21 protein-coding genes are annotated in these 23,939 nt (G+C 72.2%); 12 read left to right on the top strand and 9 right to left on the bottom strand.

The window, feature by feature from the left end:
- The first annotated feature begins 412 nt into the window (after positions 1-412).
- Both ACI2L3_RS00310 and ACI2L3_RS00315 read left to right on the top strand, forming a co-directional pair.
- On the top strand, positions 413-1,441 hold the full coding sequence (locus ACI2L3_RS00310; RefSeq protein WP_404750046.1) for an ATP-binding cassette domain-containing protein: 1,029 nt from the start codon (positions 413-415) through the stop codon (positions 1,439-1,441).
- A complete protein-coding gene (locus ACI2L3_RS00315; protein WP_404750047.1) occupies positions 1,438-2,268 on the top strand; it encodes an ABC transporter permease in 831 nt (276 codons plus the stop codon). The genes ACI2L3_RS00310 and ACI2L3_RS00315 overlap by 4 nt, the downstream gene beginning before the upstream one ends.
- 30 nt (positions 2,269-2,298) lie before the next feature.
- Here ACI2L3_RS00315 and ACI2L3_RS00320 read toward each other — a convergent pair whose 3' ends face one another.
- Entirely contained in the window at positions 2,299-5,646 is a 3,348-nt protein-coding gene (locus tag ACI2L3_RS00320; protein ID WP_404750048.1) for an AfsR/SARP family transcriptional regulator, read from the bottom strand.
- A gap of 192 nt (positions 5,647-5,838) precedes the next feature.
- On the opposite strand from ACI2L3_RS00320, the gene ACI2L3_RS00325 reads away from it, so the two are divergent.
- Both ACI2L3_RS00325 and ACI2L3_RS00330 read left to right on the top strand, forming a co-directional pair.
- Positions 5,839-7,770, top strand: a complete 1,932-nt coding sequence (locus tag ACI2L3_RS00325; protein WP_404750049.1) for a trypsin-like serine peptidase — start codon at positions 5,839-5,841, stop codon at positions 7,768-7,770.
- A gap of 106 nt (positions 7,771-7,876) precedes the next feature.
- Positions 7,877-9,514 (top strand): M1 family metallopeptidase, encoded by a 1,638-nt coding sequence (locus tag ACI2L3_RS00330; RefSeq protein WP_404750050.1) that lies wholly within the window; start codon positions 7,877-7,879, stop codon positions 9,512-9,514.
- Between the two features lie 13 nt (positions 9,515-9,527).
- On the opposite strand, the gene ACI2L3_RS00335 is transcribed toward ACI2L3_RS00330, so the two are convergent.
- A complete protein-coding gene (locus tag ACI2L3_RS00335) occupies positions 9,528-10,013 on the bottom strand; it encodes a DUF6578 domain-containing protein (RefSeq protein WP_404750051.1) in 486 nt (161 codons plus the stop codon).
- A gap of 67 nt (positions 10,014-10,080) precedes the next feature.
- Here ACI2L3_RS00335 and ACI2L3_RS00340 point away from each other — a divergent pair, with 67 nt between their 5' ends.
- Complete coding sequence (locus tag ACI2L3_RS00340) at positions 10,081-10,878, top strand: site-2 protease family protein (protein WP_404750052.1); 798 nt, start codon at positions 10,081-10,083, stop codon at positions 10,876-10,878.
- Position 10,879: 1 nt separating this feature from the next.
- On the opposite strand, the gene ACI2L3_RS00345 is transcribed toward ACI2L3_RS00340, so the two are convergent.
- From ACI2L3_RS00345 to ACI2L3_RS00355, 3 genes are all read right to left on the bottom strand, one after another.
- Positions 10,880-11,089, bottom strand: a complete 210-nt coding sequence (locus tag ACI2L3_RS00345) for a hypothetical protein (protein ID WP_404750053.1) — start codon at positions 11,087-11,089, stop codon at positions 10,880-10,882.
- 98 nt (positions 11,090-11,187) lie between these two features.
- Positions 11,188-11,904: an NADPH-dependent F420 reductase gene (npdG, locus tag ACI2L3_RS00350; RefSeq protein ID WP_404750054.1), complete on the bottom strand. Its 717-nt coding sequence runs from the start codon at positions 11,902-11,904 to the stop codon at positions 11,188-11,190.
- Between the two features lie 9 nt (positions 11,905-11,913).
- Positions 11,914-13,011, bottom strand: coding sequence for an exo-alpha-sialidase (locus ACI2L3_RS00355; protein ID WP_404750055.1), 1,098 nt, complete (start codon positions 13,009-13,011; stop codon positions 11,914-11,916).
- A 79-nt stretch (positions 13,012-13,090) separates the two neighbouring features.
- On the opposite strand from ACI2L3_RS00355, the gene ACI2L3_RS00360 reads away from it, so the two are divergent.
- Positions 13,091-13,693, top strand: coding sequence for a hypothetical protein (locus tag ACI2L3_RS00360; protein ID WP_404750056.1), 603 nt, complete (start codon positions 13,091-13,093; stop codon positions 13,691-13,693).
- Positions 13,694-13,769: 76 nt separating this feature from the next.
- The gene (locus tag ACI2L3_RS00365; protein ID WP_404750057.1) at positions 13,770-15,056 is read left to right on the top strand and encodes an MFS transporter; all 1,287 of its coding nucleotides are present in this window, start codon (positions 13,770-13,772) and stop codon (positions 15,054-15,056) included.
- Between the two features lie 65 nt (positions 15,057-15,121).
- On the opposite strand, the gene ACI2L3_RS00370 is transcribed toward ACI2L3_RS00365, so the two are convergent.
- A complete protein-coding gene (locus ACI2L3_RS00370) occupies positions 15,122-15,355 on the bottom strand; it encodes a hypothetical protein (RefSeq protein WP_404750058.1) in 234 nt (77 codons plus the stop codon).
- Positions 15,356-15,433: 78 nt separating this feature from the next.
- Between ACI2L3_RS00370 and map the strand changes: the two genes are divergently transcribed.
- The gene (gene map / locus ACI2L3_RS00375) at positions 15,434-16,291 is read left to right on the top strand and encodes a type I methionyl aminopeptidase (RefSeq protein WP_404750059.1); all 858 of its coding nucleotides are present in this window, start codon (positions 15,434-15,436) and stop codon (positions 16,289-16,291) included.
- Positions 16,292-16,456: 165 nt separating this feature from the next.
- Complete coding sequence (locus ACI2L3_RS00380) at positions 16,457-17,134, top strand: heme oxygenase (biliverdin-producing) (RefSeq protein ID WP_404750060.1); 678 nt, start codon at positions 16,457-16,459, stop codon at positions 17,132-17,134.
- A gap of 68 nt (positions 17,135-17,202) precedes the next feature.
- Here the strand turns inward: ACI2L3_RS00380 and ACI2L3_RS00385 are convergent, their stop codons facing one another.
- From ACI2L3_RS00385 to ACI2L3_RS00395, 3 genes are read right to left on the bottom strand one after another with little or no spacing between them, the layout of a single operon-like run.
- Positions 17,203-17,859, bottom strand: coding sequence for a PhzF family phenazine biosynthesis protein (locus ACI2L3_RS00385; RefSeq protein ID WP_404750675.1), 657 nt, complete (start codon positions 17,857-17,859; stop codon positions 17,203-17,205).
- Positions 17,860-17,877: 18 nt separating this feature from the next.
- A complete protein-coding gene (locus tag ACI2L3_RS00390) occupies positions 17,878-19,401 on the bottom strand; it encodes an HtaA domain-containing protein (protein WP_404750061.1) in 1,524 nt (507 codons plus the stop codon).
- A 51-nt stretch (positions 19,402-19,452) separates the two neighbouring features.
- Positions 19,453-20,883, bottom strand: coding sequence for an HtaA domain-containing protein (locus tag ACI2L3_RS00395; RefSeq protein WP_404750062.1), 1,431 nt, complete (start codon positions 20,881-20,883; stop codon positions 19,453-19,455).
- A gap of 91 nt (positions 20,884-20,974) precedes the next feature.
- Here ACI2L3_RS00395 and ACI2L3_RS00400 point away from each other — a divergent pair, with 91 nt between their 5' ends.
- From ACI2L3_RS00400 to ACI2L3_RS00410, 3 genes are read left to right on the top strand one after another with little or no spacing between them, the layout of a single operon-like run.
- On the top strand, positions 20,975-21,991 hold the full coding sequence (locus ACI2L3_RS00400) for a hemin ABC transporter substrate-binding protein (RefSeq protein ID WP_404750063.1): 1,017 nt from the start codon (positions 20,975-20,977) through the stop codon (positions 21,989-21,991).
- On the top strand, positions 21,988-23,082 hold the full coding sequence (locus ACI2L3_RS00405) for a FecCD family ABC transporter permease (protein ID WP_404750064.1): 1,095 nt from the start codon (positions 21,988-21,990) through the stop codon (positions 23,080-23,082). The genes ACI2L3_RS00400 and ACI2L3_RS00405 overlap by 4 nt, the downstream gene beginning before the upstream one ends.
- A complete protein-coding gene (locus tag ACI2L3_RS00410; protein ID WP_404750065.1) occupies positions 23,079-23,930 on the top strand; it encodes a heme ABC transporter ATP-binding protein in 852 nt (283 codons plus the stop codon). Before ACI2L3_RS00405 ends, ACI2L3_RS00410 begins: the two co-directional genes overlap by 4 nt.
- The last annotated feature ends 9 nt before the right edge of the window (positions 23,931-23,939 follow it).

Genomic DNA, 23,939 nt, shown 5'->3' on the forward strand with positions numbered 1-23,939 from the left:
CATCCGCCGCGAAGCGGCGGGACAGGCAAGCCACCCACCGGGGGGCGGAGGAAGAAGCCCCTACCTCCACCCTGCGTCGCCGGGCGAACGGGCGGGTGGGTGGGAAGCATCCGCCGCGAAGCGGCGGGACAGGCAAGCCACCCACCGGGGGGCGGAGGAAGAAGCCCCTACCTCCACCCTGCGTCGCCGGGCGAACGGGCGGGTGGGTGGGAAGCATCCGCCGCGAAGCGGCGGGACAGGCAAGCCACCCACCGGGGGCGGAGGAAGCAGCCCCTACCTCCACCATGCGTCGCAGGGGAGCCGGCCACCGGGGGGGGCGGGGGGAGACGAAACGTTCTCCCGGGGCGTCGGCAACGGTCCCCTGTCGGTGGGATGTCGGTCGTTTGTCGGTGGCGTCTGACACCTTGTGGGCATGACGCGAATCGACATGAACCCCGACGGCGCAGGGAGCGCGGTCACCGTAAGGGGACTGGTCAAGCACTACGGCGAGACCAAGGCTCTGGACGGCGTGGACCTCGACGTACGCGAGGGCACCGTCCTCGGCGTGCTCGGACCCAACGGCGCCGGTAAGACGACCCTCGTACGCTGCCTCTCCACCCTGATCACCCCGGACGCGGGCTCCGCCCTCGTCGCCGGGTACGACGTGGTCCGCCAGCCCCGCCAGCTCCGCCGCGTGATAGGCCTCACCGGCCAGTACGCGTCGGTGGACGAGAAGCTGTCGGGCCGCGAGAACCTGTACATGATCGGGCGGCTGCTCGACCTGTCCCGCAAGGAGTCCAGGTCCCGCGCCGACGGTCTGCTGGAGCGGTTCTCGCTCACCGAGGCCGCCAAGCGGCCCGCGAACACGTACTCCGGCGGTATGCGCCGCCGCCTCGACCTCGCCGCGTCGATGATCGGCAGCCCGGCCGTCCTCTATCTGGACGAGCCGACGACCGGTCTCGACCCCCGCACCCGGAACGAGGTGTGGGCCGAGGTCAAGCGCATGGTCGGCGACGGCGTGACCGTGCTGCTCACCACCCAGTACATGGAGGAGGCCGAGCAGTTGGCGTCCGAGCTGACGGTCATCGACCGCGGCAAGGTCATCGCCAACGGCGGGATCGACGAGCTGAAGGCGAAGGTCGGCGGCCGCACCCTGCGGGTCCGCCCGGCCGACCCGCTGGAGCTCCGCCCGCTGGCGAACGCGCTCGACGACCTCGGTCTGACCGGCATCGCCACCTCGACGGTCGACGTCGAGACCGGCACGGTCCTGGTGCCGATCCTCAGCGACGAGCAGCTGACCGCCGTGGTCGGCGCGGTCACCGCGCGCGGCATCACGATCGGCTCGATAGCCACCGAACTGCCCAGCCTGGACGAGGTGTTCCTCTCCATCACCGGCCAGAAGGCCAGTGCCCCGCAGGACGCCCGCCCGTCCGAGAACGAGCTCGAGGAGGTCGCCGTATGAGCGCCACCACACTCACGGCCGCCCCCCTCAAGACGGGGGAGGCGGACGCCCGCATAGGCCTGCGCGGCCACGTCCGGCACACCAGCGCCCTGGTCCGCCGCAATCTGCTGTGGATCCGGCAGGACCCGGAGTCGATGTTCGACGCGGTCCTGATGCCGATCGTCTTCACGCTCCTGTTCGTGTACGTGTTCGGCGGCTCCATCGGGCAGGCGCTCGGCGGCGGCCAGGACCAGTACGTGCAGTACGTGGTCCCCGGCATGATGGCGATGATGAGCATGAACATCGCCATGGCCGTCGGCACGGGGTTCAACCAGGACTTCCAGAACGGCATCATGGACCGCTTCCGGACCCTGCCGATCGGTCAGGGCTCGGTGCTCTTCGCCAAGATCGTGGTGGAGCTGATGCGGCTGCTCATCGCGACGACGATCATGATGATCGTCGGTGTCCTGGTGGGTTTCGACATCACGAACTGGCTCGGCCTGTTCGCCGCCGTGGGCCTCTCCGCCCTGTTCGGCACGTCCATCATGTGGATCTTCCTGGTCCTCGGCGTCTCCATGAAGAGCGCCCAGTCCGTGCAGGCGATGGGCTTCCTCGTCCTGATGCCGCTGCAGTTCGGTTCGTCGATCTTCGCGCCGACGAAGTCGATGCCGGGCTGGCTGCAGGGCTTCACCGACTACAACCCGCTGTCCTCGCTCGCGGACTCCGCGCGCGGTCTGATGGTCGGCGGCCCCGTGGCGCACGACGTGTGGGTCACGGTCGGCTGGTCGGTGGCGCTCACGCTGGTGATGGCGCCGATCGCGATCCACAAGTTCCGCACGAAGAACTGATCACGGGCACACGCCCAGCCGGTCGCCGGGTCATCCGGCCCACGCGGCGCACAGGGCGGCGGCCTCATCGAGAGTGAGGCCGCCGCCCTTCGCGTACGCCGCTTCGTACGCGTCGTCCCCGAGCGCGGCGCGGGACCGCTCCTCCGCGCCCCCACGGATCTCCCGTTCCATCGTGTTCGCGAAGTGCCGGAGCGGCAGTTCCCGGTCGGCGACCGCGAGGAGCCGCGCGGCGTCGTGCGCGCGGGTCCCGTCGCCGTATCCGGCCAGAGCCATGGCGACGATCGACAGATGGACGGAGACCATCTGCGGGGCGACCATCCGCGACAGCGGGTCGAGCGCCTTCTCGAAGGACGCGTGCGCCCCGGCGAGGCTCTCGGCGTACCGACCGTCCAGCGCGTCGAGCCACGCCCCGATGCCGAGCACGGAGCTGTCGAAGACGGCGTAACCGATGCCGTTGAACTCCGCCCGCAGCAGCCGGAGTTGTTCGCGCGCGTCGGCGGTGCGGCGGTCTCGGCCCAGCGCGCAGGCGAGGAAGAGCCGGGCGGCGGGCATGGCCTCGCCCGTGTGGTGCCGGCCCGGCTCGTCGAGGATCTCCCGCAGCAGCGCCTCGCCCCGGTCGAAGAGGTCCCGCCGCTCCGGCGAGTCCGTGAGAATCGAGCCGAGGCGGGCCTTGAGCAGGGCCACCTGGGACTGGGCGCCGAGCTGTTCGGCGTACTCGACGGCGGCCTCGTAGTCCTCGGCGGCCGCCGTGAGCTCGCCGCGCCGCTCCCGCGATTCGCCGCGCGCGGAGAGCGCCTCCGCGATGCCCCACACGTCGCCGATCCGCCGGAACCCGTGCAGCGCCTCGTCCGCGTCGCGGATGGCGTCGCCGGTCCAGTCGCCGCGGTTGGCGAGGATGTTGGCGCGCAGCTGGAGGGCGGCGGCGAGCTCCCAGTCGTAGCCGAGGGCGCGGCAGGCGGCGACCGTCTCGTCGAGGGTGACGCGCAGCAGGTCCATGTCGCCGCCGAGCAGCACGGCGTAGAACCAGAGGTTGCCGGGTGTCCGGCAGGTCTGTGGGAGGCCGGGCCGGTAGGCGCGCCTGATGCCGGCCAGTTTCTCCGCCGCCTCCTGCGACTGCCAGTCCACCTGCTCCAGCTCCATGCAGGAGAGATGGAGCAGGTGCGCCCCGCGGCGGGCCTCCACCAGGATCTCGGGGCTCATCGGCGGGGGCGCGGCCGTGCACGACTCGTGGAGCGGGGGTGCGGGGGCGACGGGCGGGGCGAAGGGGTCGGGGCCGAGGGCCATGACGTCGCGGGACCAGTTGCGGGTCTCCATGCGCAGCCCGCGCATCTGCCAGTACCAGGAGAGGGACAGGACGAGGCAGAGCGCTTCCTGCTCGTCCCGCGCGGCGAGCGCGTGCCGCAGGGCGGTGCGCAGGTTCTCGTACTCGACCTCGAGGCGCTCCACCGCGGCCTGCTGCCGTCGGCCGCGCAGTTCGGGATCGGTGGTCCTGGCGACCTCGCGGTAGTGCACGAGGTGGGCCCGCTCGGCAGCGGCCCGGTCACCCGCCTCGTCGAGCCGCTCGCCCGCGTACTCGGCGACGGTCTCCAGGAGCCGGTAGCGCATGCCTCCGCCGTACGCCGCCGAAGGGGCCGCCACGACAAGGGACTTGTCGACGAGGGAGCCCAGCAGACCGGCGACGTCGTCCGTGCTCCCGGCGGCCGCGCACACCTCTTCCGCCGCGGTCAGCTCGCAGCCGCCCGCGAAGACGGAGAGCCGTCGCAGCACGGTCCGTTCGGCGTCGTCCAGCAGGTCCCAGGACCAGTCGACGACGGCCCGCAGCGTCTGCTGGCGGGGCAGCACCGTGCGGGCGCCGCTGGTGAGGAGGCGGAAGCGGTCGTCGAGGCGGTCGGCGATCTGCCGTGGGGTGAGCAACCGCAGCCTGGCGGCGGCGAGTTCGATGGCGAGCGGCAGGCCGTCCAGTCTGCGGCAGATCTCGGCGACGGCCGCCGGGTCCCCTTCGACGGTGAACCCGGGCCGCGCGGCGGCACCCCGCTCGGCGAACAGCCGCACGGCGACCGGTTCCGGCAGCGGCTCGACGGGCCGCAGCAACTCCCCCGGTACGCCGAGGGGTTCGCGGCTGGTGGCGAGGACCGTCAGGCCCGGGCAGCGGGCCAGCAGCTCGTCGGCGAGGCGGGCGGCCGCCTCGACGACGTGCTCGCAGTTGTCCAGGACGATCAGCATGCGGCGCGCGGCGCAGTGCTCGACGAGCCGGGTGACGGGGTCCTCGCCGTGCCGCTCGGAGAGGGCCCGCAGCTCCTCGGCGCCGGCGCCGCGCAGCACGGTCTCGCGGGCGCCGAGCGCGGTGAGGACGGCCGCGGGCACGTCCGCGGGGTCCTCGACCGGCGCGAGCTCGGCGAGCCACACGCCGTCCGGGAGGCGCGCGGCGACGGCCTCGGCGGCCTCCTGCGACAGCCGCGTCTTCCCGGCCCCGCCGGGCCCGAGGAGGGTGACGAGCCGCGCCCGCGCGAGGTCGTCCCGCAGTACGTCGATGTCGGCCTCGCGCCCGACGAACGAGGTGAGCCGGGCCCGCAGGTTCCCGGCCGTCCGGTTCCGCGCCGGGGCGGCGGGCGCCTCGGCGGTGGCGGGTGACGCGATGGTAGCGGGTGACGCGGCCGGCGCCCCCGCCAGCAACTCCGCGTACAGCCCGCCGAGTTCGGGCCCGGGGTCCGCCCCGAGCCGCTCGGCGAGAGCGCGCCGCACACCGTCGTACGCCGCCAGCGCCTCCGCCGGACGTCCCGCGTCCCGCAGGGCCCGCAGCCGCAGCGCCTGCAGCGGCTCGTCGAGCGGATGCGCGTCGCACAGCCCGGCCAGCTCGGGCAGCACGCGCTCGCCCTCGCCCAGGGCTAGCGCCGCGGTCATCCGGGCGCGGCGGGCGTCGAGGTGCCGCGCCGACCAGCGGGCGGCGTCCGCCGTGCGCTCCGGCAGGTCGGCGAGGGGCTCGCCGGTCCACAGGGCGAGCGCGTCGTCCAGGACGGCGGCGGCCTTCGCCGGGTCGCCGTCTGCGAGGGCGCGCCCGCCCTCGTCCACCAGCCCGTCGAACCGGAAGACGTCCACGTCCTCCGGGCTCGCGCGGAGCCGGTAGCCGCCGTCCACCGAGACGACGGCGTCCGCGCCGAGTGCCCTGCGGAGCCGGCCCACCAACGCCTGCAGCGCGCCGGTCGCGTCCGCGGGAGGCTCACCGGTCCACACCTCGTCCACCAGGGACTGCACGGGGACGGGGCGTCCCGCGTGCAGGGCGAGGGCGGCCAGCAGGGCGCGCAGGCGTGCGCCGCCGACGGGAACGGGGGTTCCGTCGGGGCGTAAGGCTCGGGCCGGCCCCAGGACGCGGTATCGCACGGGACCATTGTCCCTTGGCGGCGGCGGCCGGGAGACGAGGGCCTTACCGGTGGGACAGTTCTGGTGAGGTCCGTGACGTGCGGGGCGAGGCGTTCGCGCCGGGTCCTGTGCATGCGTAACGTACCTTCTCGTTTGATCTGTACCAATCGGACCCCGGATGCCCGGGGTTCGTTTTTGTGGGGGAACACCACTGTGAGAACGAAACGCAGTCTGACTGCGACAGCCGTCGCGGCCGCGCTCCTGGCCGCCGCGGCCCCGGCCTGGTCCGCCCCGGCTCCGACACCGACCCGGACTCCTTTGCAGTCGCCGTCCCAGGGCCCTGACCACGAACTGGCCCGCACGCTCGAGAAGTTCTGGACGCCGGAGCGCATGGCCGAGGCCGAGCCGGTCGAGCAGCAGCAGACCCGCGAGGCCGCGGCTGCCGAGGACGCCGGGGAGAAGGGGGCAGAGAAGGACGCGGCGCCCCGCGGGCGCGCGCTGCGCTCCCCCTCCCACACCTTCGAGGGCATCAAGGAAGTCGGCACCTTCTACTGGGCGCAGAAGGCGGGCAACGACTACCCGGACCGCTACGACTACCGCTTCTGCGGCGGCACCGTCGTGCCCTCCCCGGGCAAGAACCTGGTCGTGTCGGCGGCGCACTGCTTCGACAGCGACGACCAGAAGAACTTGATCTTCGTGCCGCAGCACAGCGCGAAGAGCCCCATGCCGCACGGCATGTACCCCATCAAGAAGGGCCGCATCTTCAAGGACCCCGGCTACACCGGGACCAAGAAGAGCGAGGAGAACTTCACCGCGGTCGACGTCGCGTTCCTCGCCACCGAGCCGCGCAGCGACGGCAAGAAGGTCGAGGACGTCGTCGGGGCCGTCCCGATGGGCTTCAACACCGGCTTCAACCACACCGCGCACGTCATCGGTTACCCGTACATGTACGGCGGCGGCCGCTACAAGCCGAAGCAGGACCCGCTCAGCTGCACCACGCCGACGAGGAAGTACACCACCGGCAACACCAAGGACAGCGGCGGCCGGCTCTGGCGCGGCGGCACCTTCACCGAGATCAACTGCGACGGCTACGTCGGCGGCACCTCCGGCGGCCCCTTCATCACGGCGGGCGGCGAGCCGGCGAAGCTGATCGGCGTGACCGGCGGCTGGATGACGGGTGGGCACAGCGCGAACACCTCGTACTCGTCGTACTTCGGCAAGGACGTCAAGCGGATCTACGACGCCGCGAAGGCGGGCAAGCAGCCGACGGGCATCAAGCCGCCGCCGATGGCCGACCCGGTGCTGCCCGGTGCCGGCACGTGGAAGCACGCCACGTCCATCGCCAACGGCTACTTCACCCTCGACGGCCCGGTCTCCGACGACCGGATGGACATGTTCGTCCTGTGGTCGGACGGCGAGCTGAGCATCTACCGGGGCGCGGGCAAGGCCAAGAACCACTTCGACAAGGAGTTCAAGATCCAGGGCCCCAACTCCCAGTGGGGCAAGCACGCCAAGCAGGTCGTCGCGGGCGACTTCACCGGTGACGACGGCTCGGACCTGATCGTCCGCTGGTCGGACGGCGAGGTGACGCTCTACCCGTCGGTCGACGAGAAGGGCTTCCACGGCGAGTACCGGCTGGCGGCCGCGAACAGCACCTGGAAGCACGCCGAGACGATGACCGCGGGCCGCTTCGGCGGCAACACGTCGCAGGACGACCTGGTCGTGCGCTGGTCGGACGGCGAGGTCACGCTCTACCGGAACACCGGCGCCAACAAGAAGCTCGGCAAGGAGATCAAGGTCGTCGCGCCGGGTTCCCCGGAGGCCGGCACCTGGAAGCGCGCCACCCAGATCACCGCGGGCGACTACTCGGGCGACGACAACTGGGACCTCGTCGTGCGCTGGTCCGACGGTGCACTGTCGCGGTACCAGGACTTCACCGGCACCGGTTCCTCCCGGGGCGAGCACAAGTGGCAGGCCCCGAACGCCCTGTGGAAGCACGCCCTGATCGTCGGCGGCGGCGACTTCACCGGCAGCCGCAGGGCCGACGACACCATCGTGCGCCGGCCGGACGGTGCACTGACCCTCTACGCCGACGGCAACGCCTCCGGCATCGGCTCGGAGAACCGGCTCGTGGCGCCCGCGTAACGGCGGGCCGAGGCCCTTTCGATCCGGGAGTGCGGGGGGGGGCGGGGGCAACCTCACGGTGCCTTCGCCCCTCTTCCCCGTCGGACGACCGGACGGAGACCACATCATGAAGCGCGCCCTCGCGTCCGCGGCGGCCCTCTGCCTCGCCCTGACGGCGTGCAGCGGCACGCGGCCCCCGGACGCCCCCGTACGGGAGTCCCACCACCGCCTCCTCGAACAGTTCCGCTCCTGGGCCCGCGACGCCGACGAGTCCCGCACCGCACGCCACGCGCAGGCCCTGTACACGGTCGACCTGGCCGAGGGAGACGCGTACGACGTCGAACTGCAGACCGATCTCCCGGCGAAGTCGGCCGCGGCCGAGGAACTCGCCGGGCTCTTCCGCACCTGGTGGGACGGCGACGACGGCGACGGCACCGTGCGGGACTTCGTGCTGGTCGACGCGCGCGGGAACCGCGTAGACGACCACCTGTTCCCGGCGCTCGGCAACAGCGGCTACGACGTCACGCACTACGCCCTGACCCTCGACTACTCCCCGGACGAGAACAGGCTCACCGGCACCGCGGTGATCACCGCGCGGGCCACCCGGGACCTGCCCCGCTTCAGCCTGGACCTCGCGGGCCTGCGCGTGCGCAGTGCCGAGACCGACGGCTCGGCGGCCCGCGTCAGCCGGAAGAAGAACAAGCTGACGCTCACGCCCGCCCGGACCGTCCGCGAGGGGAAGACCTTCAGGACCACCGTCCGGTACGACGGGGTGCCCCGGATGTTCACCGCGAGCGACGGCGGCAACGAGGGCTGGATCGAGACGGACGACGGCGTGGCGGCGCTCGGCGAGCCCACCGGCTCCATGACCTGGTTCCCCGGCAACCACCACCCCTCCGACAAGGCGACGTACGACATCGACGTCACCGTGCCGTCGGACTACACCGCGGTCAGCAACGGAACGCTGCGCGAGACGCGGCGGCACGGCAAGCGCACCACGTTCCGCTGGCGCAACCGCGAGCCCATGGCGAGCTACGTCGCGACCGTCGTCACCGGCGTCTTCGACGTCTCCACCGGCACGACGGACGACGGCCTGCCCGTCTACACGGCCGTCGACCCCGACGAGGCGGACGGCCCCGTCGACGTGCCCGAGCTGGTGCCCGAAGTCGTCGACTGGGCCGCCGACCGCTTCGGCCCCTACCCCTTCTCCTCGGCGGGCGCCGTCGTCGACCACCTCCCCGACCTCGACTACGCCCTGGAGACACAGACCAAGCCGTACTTCGAGGAGGCACCGGACACCCTCCTGGTCGTCCACGAGCTGGCCCACCAGTGGTTCGGCAACTCCGTCACGCCCCGCACCTGGCAGGACATGTGGCTGAACGAGGGCTTCGCGACGTACGCCGAGTGGCTGTGGGACGAGGAACACGGAGGCCCCAGCGCGCGGGAGACCTTCGACTCCTTCTACGACGGCACGCACCCGGACAGCGACGGCATCTGGGACTTCCCGGCCGCCGACCCGCCGACCGCCACGCGAGTCTCGGACCCGCCGGTGTACGGCAGGGGCGCCATGACGCTGCACCAGCTGCGCGAGGCCGTGGGCAAGCGCGCCTTCCTCACCATCCTGCGGACCTGGACGCGCGAGCACCGGCACGGGACCGCCGGAACCGAGCAGTTCATCGCGCTCTGCGAGAAGGAGTCGGGCAAGGACCTCTCGGACCTGTTCGAGACGTGGCTCTTCTCGGCGCGGAAGCCCGAACTGCCCTAGCCCCCCCGGCACGTCACTCGTCCCCGGGTACCTCCAGCGACACCAGCGCTCCCGTCGCGTCGCGCCGGAACCCCCGCCCGTCCTCCTCGCCCCGCCCGAACCACCGCGGACACACGTCCACGTCCCGGAGCCACCGCTCTCCCCGCACCCGTTCCCCGGCCAGGAAGCGCTGCTCCACGATCCGGATGCCTCGCACCCGCCCCACCGTCTCCGGCCACTTGCCGCCGTGCCGTTCCACGGTCAGCAGGCCCTTCAGCCGCAACCGGGCGGGCCAGTCACCGTGCCCCGTCCACGGCACCGTCACCCCGCCGGTCCGCACCACAGGGCCGCCGCCCGCCGACTCCACCGGGCCCTCGATCTCGCTCAGCTCCCGCTGCCACTCGCGCCCCCGCTCGTCCTCGTCGACGAGCAGCTGCCACGCCACTTCGTCGCCCACGCGGAAGGGCTTGCCGCAGCACTCCATCTGCCAGTCCTGGTACATCACGTTCCACAGCGTCATCCCCTCAGCCTCCCCGACCGGATAGCGTCGTGTCCGCAAGGCTGTCGGACTCCAGGAGCCCCACCTGATGACCACCACTCCCATCCGCCGTGGCGACCGGCGGGTCAGCCCCGTCTTCCTGGGGATCGCCGCCGTCACGGCGGTCTCCGGCTGGGCCGCCTGGACCGGTTTCGCGGACAACCCCGGGCTCGCCGTCTTCCTCTTCGTGACGGCCGCCTGGGTCGTCTCGCTCTGCCTGCACGAGTACGCGCACGCGCGCACGGCCCTGCACAGCGGCGACATCTCGATCGGCGCGAAGGGCTATCTGACGCTCAACCCGCTCAAGTACACGCACGCCCTGCTCAGCATCGTGCTGCCGGTGCTGTTCGTGATCATGGGTGGCATCGGTCTGCCCGGCGGCGCGGTCTTCATCGAGCGGGGCAGGATCCGGGGGCGTTGGAAGCACAGCCTCATCTCGGCGGCCGGACCGCTGACGAACGTGGCGTTCGCCGTCGTCTGCACCGCGCCGTTCTGGCTGGACGCGCTTGACGGCGTTCCCGACACGTTCCGCTACGCGCTCGCGTTCCTCGCCCTGCTCCAGGTGACCGCCGCGATCCTGAACTCCCTGCCCGTCCCGGGCCTGGACGGGTACGGCGTGATCGAGCCCTGGCTGTCCCACAAGATCCGCCGCCAGGTCGAGCCGTTCGCGCCGTTCGGGCTGATCGCGGTCTTCGCCGTGCTGTGGATCCCGGAGCTCAACCACGCGTTCTTCGACGCGGTCGACGCGGTTCTGCGCGCGCTCGGCGTCAGCGAGTGGGACACGTACTGGGGCCAGGACCTGTACCGCTTCTGGCAGACCTCGGAGGAGATCCCCCCGGCAGCGTGAGTCAGTGCGTAGTGGGAGACGCGGGCGTCGCGGCAGCCGCCGCGTCCCGCTGCAGCTTCGCCCGCCGCAGGTAGAACCACGCCATGTTCGACGAGAGCCCCGCGAGCAGCACCCAGACGACGCCGAGCCAGCTGCCCTGCACGAAGGAGACCACGGCCGCGGCGACGGCGAGGGCGCAGACGACGAGGGCGTACACGGCGAGGCGGGGCATGGGGAACGGCTCCTGTCCGGTGAAGCGTGGCAAGCGTGGTCGCGTACGTGTACGCGTAGACGTAGACGTGCACGTACGCAACCAGTGTCCCCCATGCCCTACACGTCCGTGACCCGCAGCCCCGCGTGCGCCTTGTAGCGCCGGTTGACGGAGATCAGGTTGGCGACCAGGGACTCCACCTGGTGGGCGTTGCGCAGCCGCCCCGCGAAGACGCCGCGCATGCCGGGGATGCGGGCGGCGAGCGCCTGCACCACGTCGGTGTCGGCGCGGCGCTCGCCCAGCACCATCACGTCGGTGTCGATCTCCTCGACGTCCGCGTCCTGGAGGAGGACGGCCGACAGGTGGTGGAAGGCGGCGGTGACGCGCGAGTCCGGGAGCAGTGCGGCGGCCTGCTCAGCGGCGCTGCCCTCCTCGGGCTTGAGGGCGTACGCGCCCTTCTTGTCGAAGCCGAGCGGGTTGACGCAGTCGACGACCAGCTTGCCGCTCAGCTCCTCGCGCAGGGATTCGAGGGTCTTCCCGTGTCCCTCCCACGGCACGGCGACGATCACGATGTCGCTGCGCCGCGCGCACTCCGCGTTGTCGGCGCCCTCGACGCCGAGGCCGAGCTCGTCGGCGGCGGCCCGCGCCCGTTCCGCCGCGCGGGAGCCGATGATCACCTTCTGTCCGGCGCGGGCGAGCCGGTAGGCGAGGCCGCGCCCCTGGTCGCCGGTGCCGCCGAGGACGCCGACGACGAGGCCGGAGACGTCGGGCAGCTCCCACGGGTCCTTGGCGGGGGCCTTCGCGGGGGCGTTCTGCGCACTGTCTGTAGAGGTCATGGGCCGACCTTACTCACCGGTCACAGCCGGCCGAGCGAGTTCCCCCACCGGTATCCGCCGAAAGGTGATCGTCTCGTAGGCGCTGAAGTCCCCCGTCTCGTAGAGGAGTCCGACGGCCCCGACGTCGAGGCGCGTCAGGTCGGAGTAGGCGGCGGGGAGGCCGTCGACGGTGTGGGCGGTCCGCCAGGTGGTGCCGCCGTCGGTGGAGCGGCGCACGGTCATCAGGGCGCGGAAGGCGGGGTCGGCAGGGCCGGAGAACAGCAGCACGTCGGGGTCGCGCAGCTGCAGGACGCTGCCCTCGACGACGGGGCCGGTGAGCGAGGCCTGCGGGCGGAACGGCTTGACGAGGCTCTGGCCGCCGTCGCGGGAGTGGGCGTCGGCGCGGTTGCCCGGGGCCGGGGAGTCGTTGCGGGTGTTGAGGTAGAGGCGGCCGTCGGGGAGTTCGGCGGCGGTGGTCTCGTTGACGTTGATGTAGCCGTTGACGTTGTCGTCGATGTAGCCGATCCGCCAGGTCGCGCCGGCGTCGTCGCTCAGCAGGCAGTGCCCGCCGTTGTACTTCCCCTCGGTGCCGTTGTCGGTGCCGGTGGGTGGCAGGGAGTGGTTGGCGGGGACGACGACGCGGCCCGTGGTGAGCTGCACGGCATGCCCCGGCGTGGTCGCGTACCACCGCCAGTTCGCCCGCTTCACCTGGCCGGTGATCTCGCGCGGCGCCGTCCAGGTGAGGCCGTCGTCGTCGCTGTGCTGCACCCAGACGCGGCGCCCGTTGGTCGCGGAGACCTTGCCGCGGCGGATGGCGTCCTCGGTGGCCGCGGCGGCGTTCCTGACCTGGACGAGAAGGATGCGGCCGGTGGTGAGGACGACGGGGGCGGGGTTGCCCGCGAGGTCGGCGCCGTTCTTGCCGACGATCTGGAGCGGGCCCCAGGTGCGGCCGCCGTCGGCGGAGCGTTTGAGGACGATGTCTATGTTGCCGAAGTCCTCCGACGAGCCGACGCGGCCCTCGCAGAAGGCGAGGACGGTGCCGGAGGCCGAGGTGACGAGGGCCGGGATGCGGAAGCTCGCGTATCCCTCGCGGCCCGCACGGAAGGGAACAGACGTCTCATAAGTCATCCCCCGCGCCTCCCCATCCCGGAGGAATTCGCGGTGAACTCCCGATGACGACTGGCCTGTTGGGGCAGGATGCGACGCCATGGACGCCGTACGGGTCGCGCTGCTGCGCGAAGTGCTCGCCGGGACCGAGTGGCTCGGCGCCACCCGCCGTTTCGCGGGGACGCTGCGGTCCTCCGTCGTGCCGCACGGCGGCGGTCTGCTGCTCGTCGGCACGGCGGCGTACGAGCCGTGGCACCTGGCCGCGCACCTCGTCGACGAGGCGGCCTGGTCCGGCACGCCCGAGCTGACCCCGACGCTCGTCCGGCACCGGGTCCTGGCCACGGACCCCGCCCACCTGTCGACCGGGCTCGGCCGGATCGAGGCGGCGCGGCGCGGCGAGACGCTGCTCGTCGTGGCGCCGGACGCGCCGGACCCGGAGCTGCTCACGCGGGTGCACGACGCGCGGCGCGCGGGGGCGACGGTGCTCGCGCTCGGCTCCGGCGACCGGGACCTGGACGCCCTCTCCCACGAGGCGCTCGCGGTGCCCGAGACGCCCGACCTCGACCTCGACACGGTCCAGCACCTGGTGAGCGCGGCGGCCGGGGAGAACGCGCTGCCACAGGCCCGGGGCCGCCGGCGCCTGCGCGACCGGCTGTCCCGCCTCGCCGACCAGCTGACGTCACCACCGCCGACGCGCTGGTGACCTGGTCACACCGTGCGGTCGCTCGCGACGTAATTCGGTTGCCCACGGCACCGGCCTGCGCTGAACATGGCTTTTCGTGCCTCTCTCCGCGATACTGCCCGACCTCTCGCCCTGGCGATCCACCCGTGACTTCCGGCTGCTGTGGATCCAGGGGCTCGTCACGTACTTCGGCAGTTTCATGGCGATGGTGGCCCTGCCGCTCCAGATCAAGGAGCTGACGGACTCGCCGATCGCGGTCGGCGCGATGGGCGCGGTCGAGCTGGTGCCGCTGATCGTCTTCGGGCTCTACGGCGGCGCTCTCGCCGACGCCGTGGACCGGCGCAAGGTGATCCTCCTCACCGAGGCGGCGCTGGGCCTGCTGGCCGTCGTCCTGCTGGTGAACGCGCTGCTGCCCGACCCGCTCCTGTGGCCGCTGTACGTCGTCGCGGCGGGCGTCTCCGCGCTTGCGGGCCTCCAGCGTCCCGCGCTCGACTCGCTCATGGCGCGGATCGTGCCGCACGACCAGCTGACGGCGGCCGCCGCGCTGAACTCGCTGCGCTGGAACGTGGGCGCCATCGCGGGCCCCTCGCTCGCCGGCCTCGTCGTCGCGTACGCCGGGCACGCGTCCGCGTACGCGATCACGATCGCCTGCTTCACCGTCTCGGTCCTCCTCTGCACCCGCCTCTCCCCCGCGCCCGCCGCGCACGACGCGGAGAAGCCGTCGCTGAAGGGCCTGGCGGAAGGCGCGCGGTACGCGTGGTCACGGCCGGTGCTGCTCGGCACGTACGCGATCGACATGGCGGCGATGTTCTTCGCCTTCCCGAACACGATCTTCCCGTTCCTCGCGGACGACCTGGACGCGGAGTGGGCGCTCGGCCTGATGTACGCGGCGGGGGCGGTCGGCTCGCTGCTGTTCAGCCTCACCAGCGGGTGGACGTCGCGGGTGCGGCGGCACGGGCTGCTCGTGGTCTTCGGGGCGGCGGGCTGGGGCCTCGCGGTCACGGCGGCGGGGTGGTTCGGCAACATCTGGGTGGTGCTCGCCTGCCTCGCGTTCGCCGGCGCGGGCGACATGGCGAGCGGCCTCGGCCGCTCCACCATCTGGAACCAGACGATCCCCGACGAGCTGCGGGGCAGACTCGCCGGGATCGAGGTCCTCTCGTACAGCGTGGGCCCGCAGCTCGGCCAGGTCCGCGCGGGCGCGGCGGCCGGCTGGACGGGCACCCGGCCCGCCATCTGGTCGGGCGGCCTGGCCTGCGTGGCCTCGGTCGGCATCCTGGCGGCGACACTGCCGCGCCTCATGTCGTACGACGCGACGACGGACCCGGACGCGCGCCGCCGCAGGGAAGCGGGCGAAACGGAAACCCCGGAGCCGGTGGCCCCGTAAGGGGCGCGGGGAACTGCGCGCTCAGCCACACCCGACCCGCAGAGACCCACGAGCCCGGAAAGCCCCTACACCTCCCCGTCCTCGCCCCGCGCAGCGGAATCGTGCCAGCGAGGATCCGTCTCCCACTGAAGGTTCCGCTCCTGAGCGGTCCGCATCGCGTGCTGCGCATCCTCGCGGGACGCGTACGGCCCCATCCGGTCCTTGCCGGGGCAGTCGGGCCCCTCCTCGACCTTCCCGTGCTCCAGGCAGTAGAACCACTCGCCCGGCCTGCCGACGGTCCGCCTCTTGAACAGCGCCATGCCCCGCTCCTTCCGTCCCGATCGGGTCGCGTTCTCTCAGGCCATGCTGCCCCACGACGGCTGGCTAGACTCGCTGGCATGTCTGGCCAGTCACTGCTCGTCCCAGGGGAGCTCTCTCCCATCCGTTCCGTACCCGGCAACATCAGGCGCCCCGAGTACGTGGGGAAGCCCGCGCCGACCCCGTACACGGGGCCCGAGGTACAGACCCCCGAGACCATCGAGCTGATGCGCACCGCGGGCCGCATCGCCGCCCGCGCCATGGAAGAGGCCGCGAAGCACATCGCGCCCGGTGTGACCACCGACGAGCTGGACCGCGTCGCGCACGAGTACATGTGCGACCACGGCGCCTACCCGTCGACGCTCGGCTACCGCGGCTTCCCCAAGTCGCTGTGCAGCTCGGTCAACGAGGTCATCTGCCACGGGATCCCCGACTCCACCGTCCTGAACGACGGCGACATCATCAACCTCGACGTGACGGCCTACATCGGCGGCGTGCACGGCGACAACAACGCCACGTACCTGGTCGGCGACGTCGACGACGAGTCCAGGCTGCTCGTCGAGCGGACCCGGGAGTCGCTGAACCGCGCCATCAAGGCCGTCAGGCCCGGCCGCCAGATCAACATCATCGGCCGGGTCATCGAGTCGTACGCCAAGCGCTTCGGCTACGGCGTGGTCCGCGACTTCACCGGCCACGGCATCAACACGTCCTTCCACTCCGGCCTGATCGTCCCGCACTACGACAGCCCGCACGCCACGACGGTCATCCAGCCCGGCATGACGTTCACGATCGAGCCGATGCTGACGCTCGGCACGCACGAGTACGACATGTGGGAGGACGGCTGGACCGTCGTCACCAAGGACCGGAAGCGGACCGCTCAGTTCGAGCACACGCTCGTGGTGACGGACACGGGGGCGGAAATCCTCACGCTCCCCTGAAGGCCTTCAGATCCGCGGAACGAGAGGTTCCGGGGGTCCGGAAACGGGAATGCTTTTACCGACAGGGTGTCGGGAACTGGTTGACTTAGGTAAGCCTAACTTGCATGATCTGCAAGGGACACCGGTTTCCGCCATCCCGTCCTTCCCGGCTCCCTGGAGGTCTACATGGGCACCCCGCTCAAGCCGCTCACGCCCTTCTCGACGGTCATTCGCACCGCGTCGCACGAAGAGCACACCGAGGCCGAGACCTCGACCTTCATGAGCGACCTCCTCGGCGGCAGGCTCGGCGTCGACGCGTACACGCGCTACACCGAGCAGCTGTGGTTCGTGTACCGCGCCCTGGAGGACGGCGCGCAGGCGCTGCGCGAGGACCCTGTCGCGGGACCGTTCATCCAGCCGGAGCTGAACCGCGTGAGCGAGCTGGAGCGCGACCTCACGCACCTGCGGGGCGCGGACTGGCGTGCCGGACTCACGCCCCTGCCCGCCACGGCGGCCTACGCGGCACGGGTCGAGGAGTGCGCGCGCACCTGGCCCGGCGGCTATGTCGCCCACCACTACACGCGCTACCTCGGCGACCTCTCCGGCGGCCAGATCATCCGCGGCAAGGCCGAGCAGACCTGGGGTTTCGCCCGCAAGGGCGACGGCGTGCGGTTCTACGTCTTCGAGGGGATCCCGAACCCGGCCGCGTTCAAGCGGGGCTACCGCGAACTGCTCGACGGGATCGACGAGGTGGTCACGGACGACCTGGAGAAGCGGCGGATCGTCGACGAGTGCAAGGTCGCTTTCGCTTTGAATACGGCGGTCTTCCGTGAGCTCGGGGAAGAGTTTCCGCTCAGCGCCTGACGGGGTGACGACTCGGGGGCTCTGCCCCCGGACCCCCGCTCCTCAAACGCCGGAGGGGCTGAAAATACTCAAGTGCCGGAGGGGCTGGGCAGTCGGACGCGTCCCCCGACCTCGATCAAGCCCCCCGGCCCCGGTGCCGTCAGGATCTGTGAGCCGCGGCCCTGCGTGATGTTGAGGGCGCGGCCCAGTTCATGGGTGAGCAGGAGCGCCGCCGCACCCGTCGCCTCGTCCTCGTCGATGCCGTCGTCCCGCCCGGGGAAACCCCTCGCCCGTACGCGCCCCGCCGCCTCGTCCTGCCAGGCCCAGGCGTACACCCACTCCCCCGGCGGCGGCACGTCGAGCGCGTCGACCTCCGCCGCCGACCCGTACCGCCGCAGCGTCCTCGCCGGCGCCCAGTCCGCGCGTGCCGTGATCCAGCTGAACTCGCCGTCGCAGCGCGCCTCCACCACTCCCGCGGGCGTGACGAGTTCGGGCACGTCGAGGAGCCAGGCCGTGCCTACGCAGGGGTGTCCTGCGAAGGGCAGCCTCAGCGTCGGCGTGTAGATGTCGATGACGCCGCGCTCGGGGTCGTCGACGAACACCGTCTCGCTGTAGCCGAGTTCACGGGCGAGCGCCTGCCGGTCGGCCCGGGCGGGGATGCGGGCCCCGTCGCGCACGACACCGAGCTCGTTGCCGTGCCGACCGTCGGGCCCGCAGAACACACGCACTACGTCGAAGGGTTCAATCACCCGCGCATTCAAGCATCACACCGCTTCGGCGCTCCCCCGCCGCCGGGCCACGACGACCGCGCCCGCGCCCGCCGCAAGGGCCACGCCCGCGACGCCGAGCAGCGCGGTGGAGGGGACGGAGGAGCCGGTGTCCGCCAGTGCGCCGCCCGAGCCGCCGACGGAACCGCCGCCGCCCACGGAACCGGAGCCCGTCGTACCGGTGCCGCCGCCCGTCGTAGCGCCGCCGCTCTCACTGCCGCCCGCCGGGAGTGCGGCGCCCGCCGAGGTCGACAGCGCGACCGTCACCGGGTCGAGCTTCTCCCCCGGCCGGTAGGGGGAGCCGGTCGTGTCGTTGGCGAACTGCTTCGCGCCCGCCGCCGTGAGGGTCGCGGGCACCTTGTCGAGCCGCACGACGCCGTTCCTCGCCTTGTATGAGGCATTGGAGAGGTCGAGCGTCGCGAACTTCACGTCGTTGTTCTTGCCTTCGGGCGTGGTGACGTCGGCGAGCAGGGTGCCCTTGACGCCGTTCGCCCGCACCTTGAGGTCGCTGAACTTCATGTCGATACCGTGCGCCCGGTACGTGAAGCGGACGCTGCCGCCGAAGGAGGCGTCGACCTTCTTGGCGTCGGAGTCAAGATCCGCCTTGGCGTACGGGAACTGGAAGCCGCTGGAGATCTTCTTGGCGCCGCCCGCGACGGTCGCCTTGCCCCCGGTGGAGATGTACCTGCGGAAGCTCTCCTTCAGCCCCCAGGACAGCTTTCCGTCCACCGGTCCCTGCGACGCGGCGGGCTTCTTGCCGTCCGTGGGATCGGCGGATTCGGACGGGGTGGCCGGCTTCTCCGCCGGCTTCCGCGTGGGCTTCTGCGTGGGCTTCTGCGTGGGCTTTTCCGTCGGCTTCTGTGTGGGCTTCTCGGTCGGCTTCTCGGTCACCGGCGCGCCCGCCGTCACCGTCAGCGTCGCCGGGTCGAGCTTCTCGCCCGCCTCGTACATACCGTTGAACGCCTTGGCGCCGTCCGCCGTCAGCGTCGCCGGTATGTCCTTGAAGACCATCGCGCCGCCCTCGCCCTGCCCCGGCCTGACCGTGCTCAGGTCCAGTGCGGCGAGGTCGATGTCGTTCTGCGCCGCGCCGTTCAGGGTGACGTCGGCCTGGATCGCGCCGGTCTTGCCCTTGGTGCGGACCTTCACGTCGGTGATGGCGATGTCGAAGCGGTGGGCCGTGGAGGTGAAGCGGACGCTGCCCTTGAAGGCGGTGTCGGTGGCGTGCGTCCCGGTGTCATACGTCCCCTTGCCGCCCGAGAACGTGAACACCCCGTTGTCGGCGGCCTGTTGGGCGCCGTCCTTGGCCTCGATCTTGCCGTGGGCCATGCCCATGACGTACTTGCGGAAGGACTCCTTCAGGCCCCACTGCAACGTGCCGTCCTTGAGCTCCAGCTTCGGCGGGGCGGTTCTGCCGGTGTCGGCGGCGGTCGCCGGCAGGGCGAGGGCGCTCGCGCCGAGCGTGACGGCGGTCGCTACGGCTGCCGCGAGGACGGTGGGGCGACGGGTGGCGGGGGCGGCCATGATCAGGCTTCTCCTTGAGAGGGGGAGGAGGGGCGGGCAACGGCGAGACGGTCAGGCGTCCGGGGTGTCCGGCGTGACCTTTGCCTCGCGCTTCTTGCGTACGACTCCGAAGGCGACCGCCGCGGCGAGCAGCACCGCGGCGCTGACGCCGGCGCCGATCGGCACGGCGTTCGACGAGGAGTCGGAGGACTTGGCGGACTCGGCGGCGTTCTCGGTCGTGGGCGCCGCGGACTTGGAAGATGCTGAAGACTTCGCGGACGAGCCGAGGTCCGGCAGCGCGGGCAGCTTCGCGTCGGCGTCGAGGGCGACCGCGAGCGAGAGCGGGTCCATGGCGGCGCCCGCCTTGTACATGCCGCCGAACGCCTTGGCGCCCTCGGCGGTGAGCTTCGCCGGTGCCTCGGTGAGGGAGACGAGGCCGTCCTCCGGCTTCAGCTCCTTCGCGGCGAAGGTGATCAGCGGGGCGTTCTTCAGGGTGGCGCCACGGTCGCCCTTGCTGTCGACGTCCGCGGTGAGCGTGCCCTTGCCGTTCCTCACCTCGACGCCGATCCCGGCGAGCGACAGGTCGAGGCCGTGCTCACCGGTGAAGCGGACCGACCCCGCGAACTCCGCGGTGAGGGTGCCCTTCTTCTCGTCGTACGTTCCCTCGCCCCGGGGGAAGCGGAAGAGCGCGCCCCCGTCCTGGGCGCCGGCGGACAGTTTCCACTCGCCCTTGGCGATGGGCCCGGTGACGTACTCGCGGAAGGTGCGGCGCACGCCCCAGTCGACGGCGGCGTCCTCGATGCGGCCCGCCCCGGTCTTCTTTCCGGCCTTCTTCTCGCCCTCCTTCTCGCTCTTCTTCGGAGCGCTCTCGGCGACGAGGTCCGTCGACAGGCTCACCGGGTCGAGGGCGGTGCCCGCCGTGTAGTACCCGGCGAAGGCCTTCGCGCCCTGTGAAGTCAGCTTCGCGGGGAGGTTGTTGAGGGCGATCGGTCCGGTGCCGCCCTTCATGTTGATGCCGGAGACGTCGAGCGAGGCGAGCGGCACCTGCGCGGTCCTGGTGACCTTGCCGGTGCCCTTCGCTTTGCTCGCCATGTCGGCGTAGAGCGTTCCGGAACCGTCGGAGACCTTCACCGTGGGGCGGCTGATCGTGAGGTCGAGTTCGTACGAGCCGCCCTTCTTGTGACCGGTGAAGCGCACCCCGCCCGAGAAGCCCGCGCCGAACACCCCGCTGCCGGGGTCGTACGAGCCCTTCGCCGAGTGGAAGCGGAACCGGCTGTCGCCGACGGTGGCGGCGCCGCCGAGGAGCGTCGAAGTGCCCTGGGCGATGGGCCCGGTGACGTAGCTCTGGAAGGAGGATTTGATGCCCCAGTCGAGCCGCCCGCCCTGGACCGTGCGCTCTTCGGCGTGCGCGGTGGCCGCCGGGAGCAGCGCTCCGACGAGTGCGGTGAGCACGGCCACGGCTCCGGCGCGAGCGGTGGCGCGCGCCTGTCCGGACGACGGCATGGGACCCCTCCAGGTCTGGCGAATTTAGGTAAGGCTAACCTAAACTACGATCGCTCCAGACTGGAACCCCTAGACAGGACGGTGGACTTCGGTGCCTACGCCGCGCTCACTCCGTACCGCCGCCGTATGGGCCGCCGTGCTCGCCCTCGGCCTCACCGGATGCGCGACGCCGGACGACGCCGCCACCGACGCACCCGGCGCTCCCCGTGCGTCCCGCGCACCCGACCGGGTAGAGCCCCTGAAGGCGAAACCGGAACCCGCGCTCCCCGCCACCGTCACCTCCGCCGACGGCCACAAGGTGACCGTGCGGGACGCCGACCGGATCGTGCCGCTCACCGGCAGCCTCAACGAGATCGTCTTCACCCTGGGGCTCGGCGAGAAGGTCGTCGCCCGCGACATCACCGCCACGTTCGAGCAGGCGGAGAAGCTGCCCGTGGTGACCCGCGCGCACGACGTCTCGGCGGAGAGCGTGCTCTCCCTGGAACCGACCGTCGTCCTCGCGGACACCACCACCGGGCCCGCCGAGGCCATCGAGCAGATCCGTGACGCGGGCGTCCCCGTCGTCGTGTTCGACCCCGCGAAGAGCCTCGACGACGTGAGCCCGCGCATCGAGGCGGTGGCCGGGGCCCTGGGGGTCGGGAAGGCGGGCGCCGAGCTGACGAAGCGTACGGAGCGGCGGATCGGCGAGGTCCGCGCGGACATCCCGGCCGGCGCCCGGAAGAAGAGACCCAGGGTCGCCTTCCTCTACCTGCGCGGCTCGGCCTCCGTCTATCTGCTGGGCGGGCGCGAGTCCGGCGCGAGCTCGCTCCTGGAGGCGGCGGGCGCGGTCGACGCGGGCAAGGAGTCCGGGCTGCGCAAGGACTTCACGGCGATCACGAGCGAGGCCCTCGCGAAGGCCGCGCCCGACGCGATCCTGGTGATGAGCAAGGGGCTCGCGTCGGTCGACGGCGTGGACGGGCTCCTCAAGGTGCCTGGCGTCGCCGAGACCCCCGCGGGCCTCGACCGGCGCATCGTCTCCATCGACGACGGCGTGCTCCTCAACTACGGGCCGCGCACCGACCGGGTGCTGAAGTCCCTGGTGGAGCAGTTGTACGGGGACGCCGGATGAGCGCGCTCGCCGAAACCACGGACGTGGCCGCCCCCTCGCCGCCCGAAGAGGCGCCCCGGACCCGCCGCGGGGCCGCCCTCCCGCTGACCGCGGGCCTCGCCGCCGCCCTCGTCCTGCTCTGTCTGCTCTCCGCCGGGACCGGCGCGTACGACATCCCCCTCGGCGACGTCGTCTCCTCCGTCCAGCACCGCGCGGGGCTCGGCGGGTCCGCGCTCGACCGGGTCGGTGAGAGCGTGCTGTGGAACGTGCGGCTGCCGCGCGTCGTGCTCGCCCTCCTCGTCGGCGCCTCGCTCGGCTGCGCGGGCGCGCTCATGCAGGGCGTGTTCGGCAATCCGCTCGCCGAGCCCGGCGTCATCGGGATCTCGTCGGGCGCCGCGGTCGGCGCGGTCGCCTCCATCGCGCTCGGCCTCACCTTCTTCGGGAACTGGACCGTCACCGTCTGCGCGTTCGTCGCCGGGCTCGCGACCGTCCTGCTCGTGTACGCGATGTCGCGCGAGGGCGGCCGCACGGAAGTCGTCACACTGATCCTCACCGGCATCGCCGTGAACGCCTTCGCGGGCGCCCTGATCGGTCTCTGCATCTTCTTCGCGGACAACGCGCAGATCAGCCAGATCACGTTCTGGCAGCTCGGCTCGCTCGCCCAGGCGACCTGGCCGAAGGTCCTCGCCGTCCTGCCGTGCGCGCTCATCGGGCTCGCCGTCGCGCCGCTGCACTCCCGGAAGCTGGACCTGCTCGCGCTCGGCGAGCGGCCCGCCCGGCATCTGGGCGTGGACGTGGAGCGGCTGCGGCTCGTCCTCGTTCTCGTGGTGGCCCTGCTGACCGCGGCCGCCGTGGCCGTCGCCGGGATCATCACCTTCGTCGGCCTCCTCGTGCCGCACCTGCTGCGGATGGCCGCGGGCCCCGGGCACCGCTTCCTCGTGCCCGGCAGCGCGCTCGGCGGAGCGCTGGTCCTCGTCGCCGCGGATCTGGCCGCGCGCACGGTGGCCGCGCCCGCCGAGCTGCCGCTGGGCGTGCTCACCGCGCTGTTCGGCAGCCCGTTCTTCTTCTGGCTGCTGCGCAGGACCCGTCGCAAGCAAGGTGGTTGGGCATGATCGGGCAGTTGGGCAGGAGGCTGTTCGCGGGGCGGGAGCGTGTCCCGCCCGCGGCCGCCGCTCCCGGGGACGTCCTCGCCGAGGCCGTGGGGCTGCGGGTGCGGCTCGGCGGGCGCGAGGTGCTCCGCGGGGTGTCGGTCGCCGCCCGCGCGGGCGAGGTGCTCGCGCTGGTCGGCCCGAACGGCGCGGGGAAGTCGACCCTGCTGGCCGCGCTGGCCGCCGACCTCCCGGCCGCCGAAGGGGCCGTGCGGATCTGCGGGCGGCCCGCCACCGACTGGACCGCTCCCGAACTCGCCCTGCGCCGAGCCGTGTTGCCCCAGTCCGCGGCGCTCTCCTTCCCCTTCCCGGTGGCGGATGTCGTCCGGATGGGCCGCGCGCCCTGGGCAGGGACACGGGCGGCGGACGACGACGACCGGGTGGTGCGCGAGTCGATGGCGGCCACCGAGGTGGGCGGCTTCGCCGCACGCCCCTTCTCCGCGCTCAGCGGCGGCGAGCGGGCCCGGGTCGCGCTCGCCCGCGTCCTCGCCCAGCGCACCCCGCTGCTGCTGCTCGACGAGCCGACCGCCGCGCTCGACCTGCGCCACCAGGAGCTGGTGCTGCGGATCTGCCGGGAGCGGGCGGCCGCCGGTGACGCGGTCGTGGTGGTGCTGCACGACCTGGGTCTCGCGGCGGCGTACGCGGATCGGGTGGCGGTGCTGCGCGGCGGGACGGTCGCGGCGGAGGGCGCCCCCGGCGACGTATTCGAGGAAGCGCTGCTCTCCGAGGTGTACCGGCAGCCCGTCGAGGTCTTCCCGCACCCGCGCACGGGCGCCCCTGTGGTGGCCCCGCTCAGGGACGGCGGACCGTAGGCCACGGTT

The organism is Streptomyces sp. NPDC029674 (genome assembly GCF_044903205.1).
GTDB lineage: Bacteria > Actinomycetota > Actinomycetes > Streptomycetales > Streptomycetaceae > Streptomyces.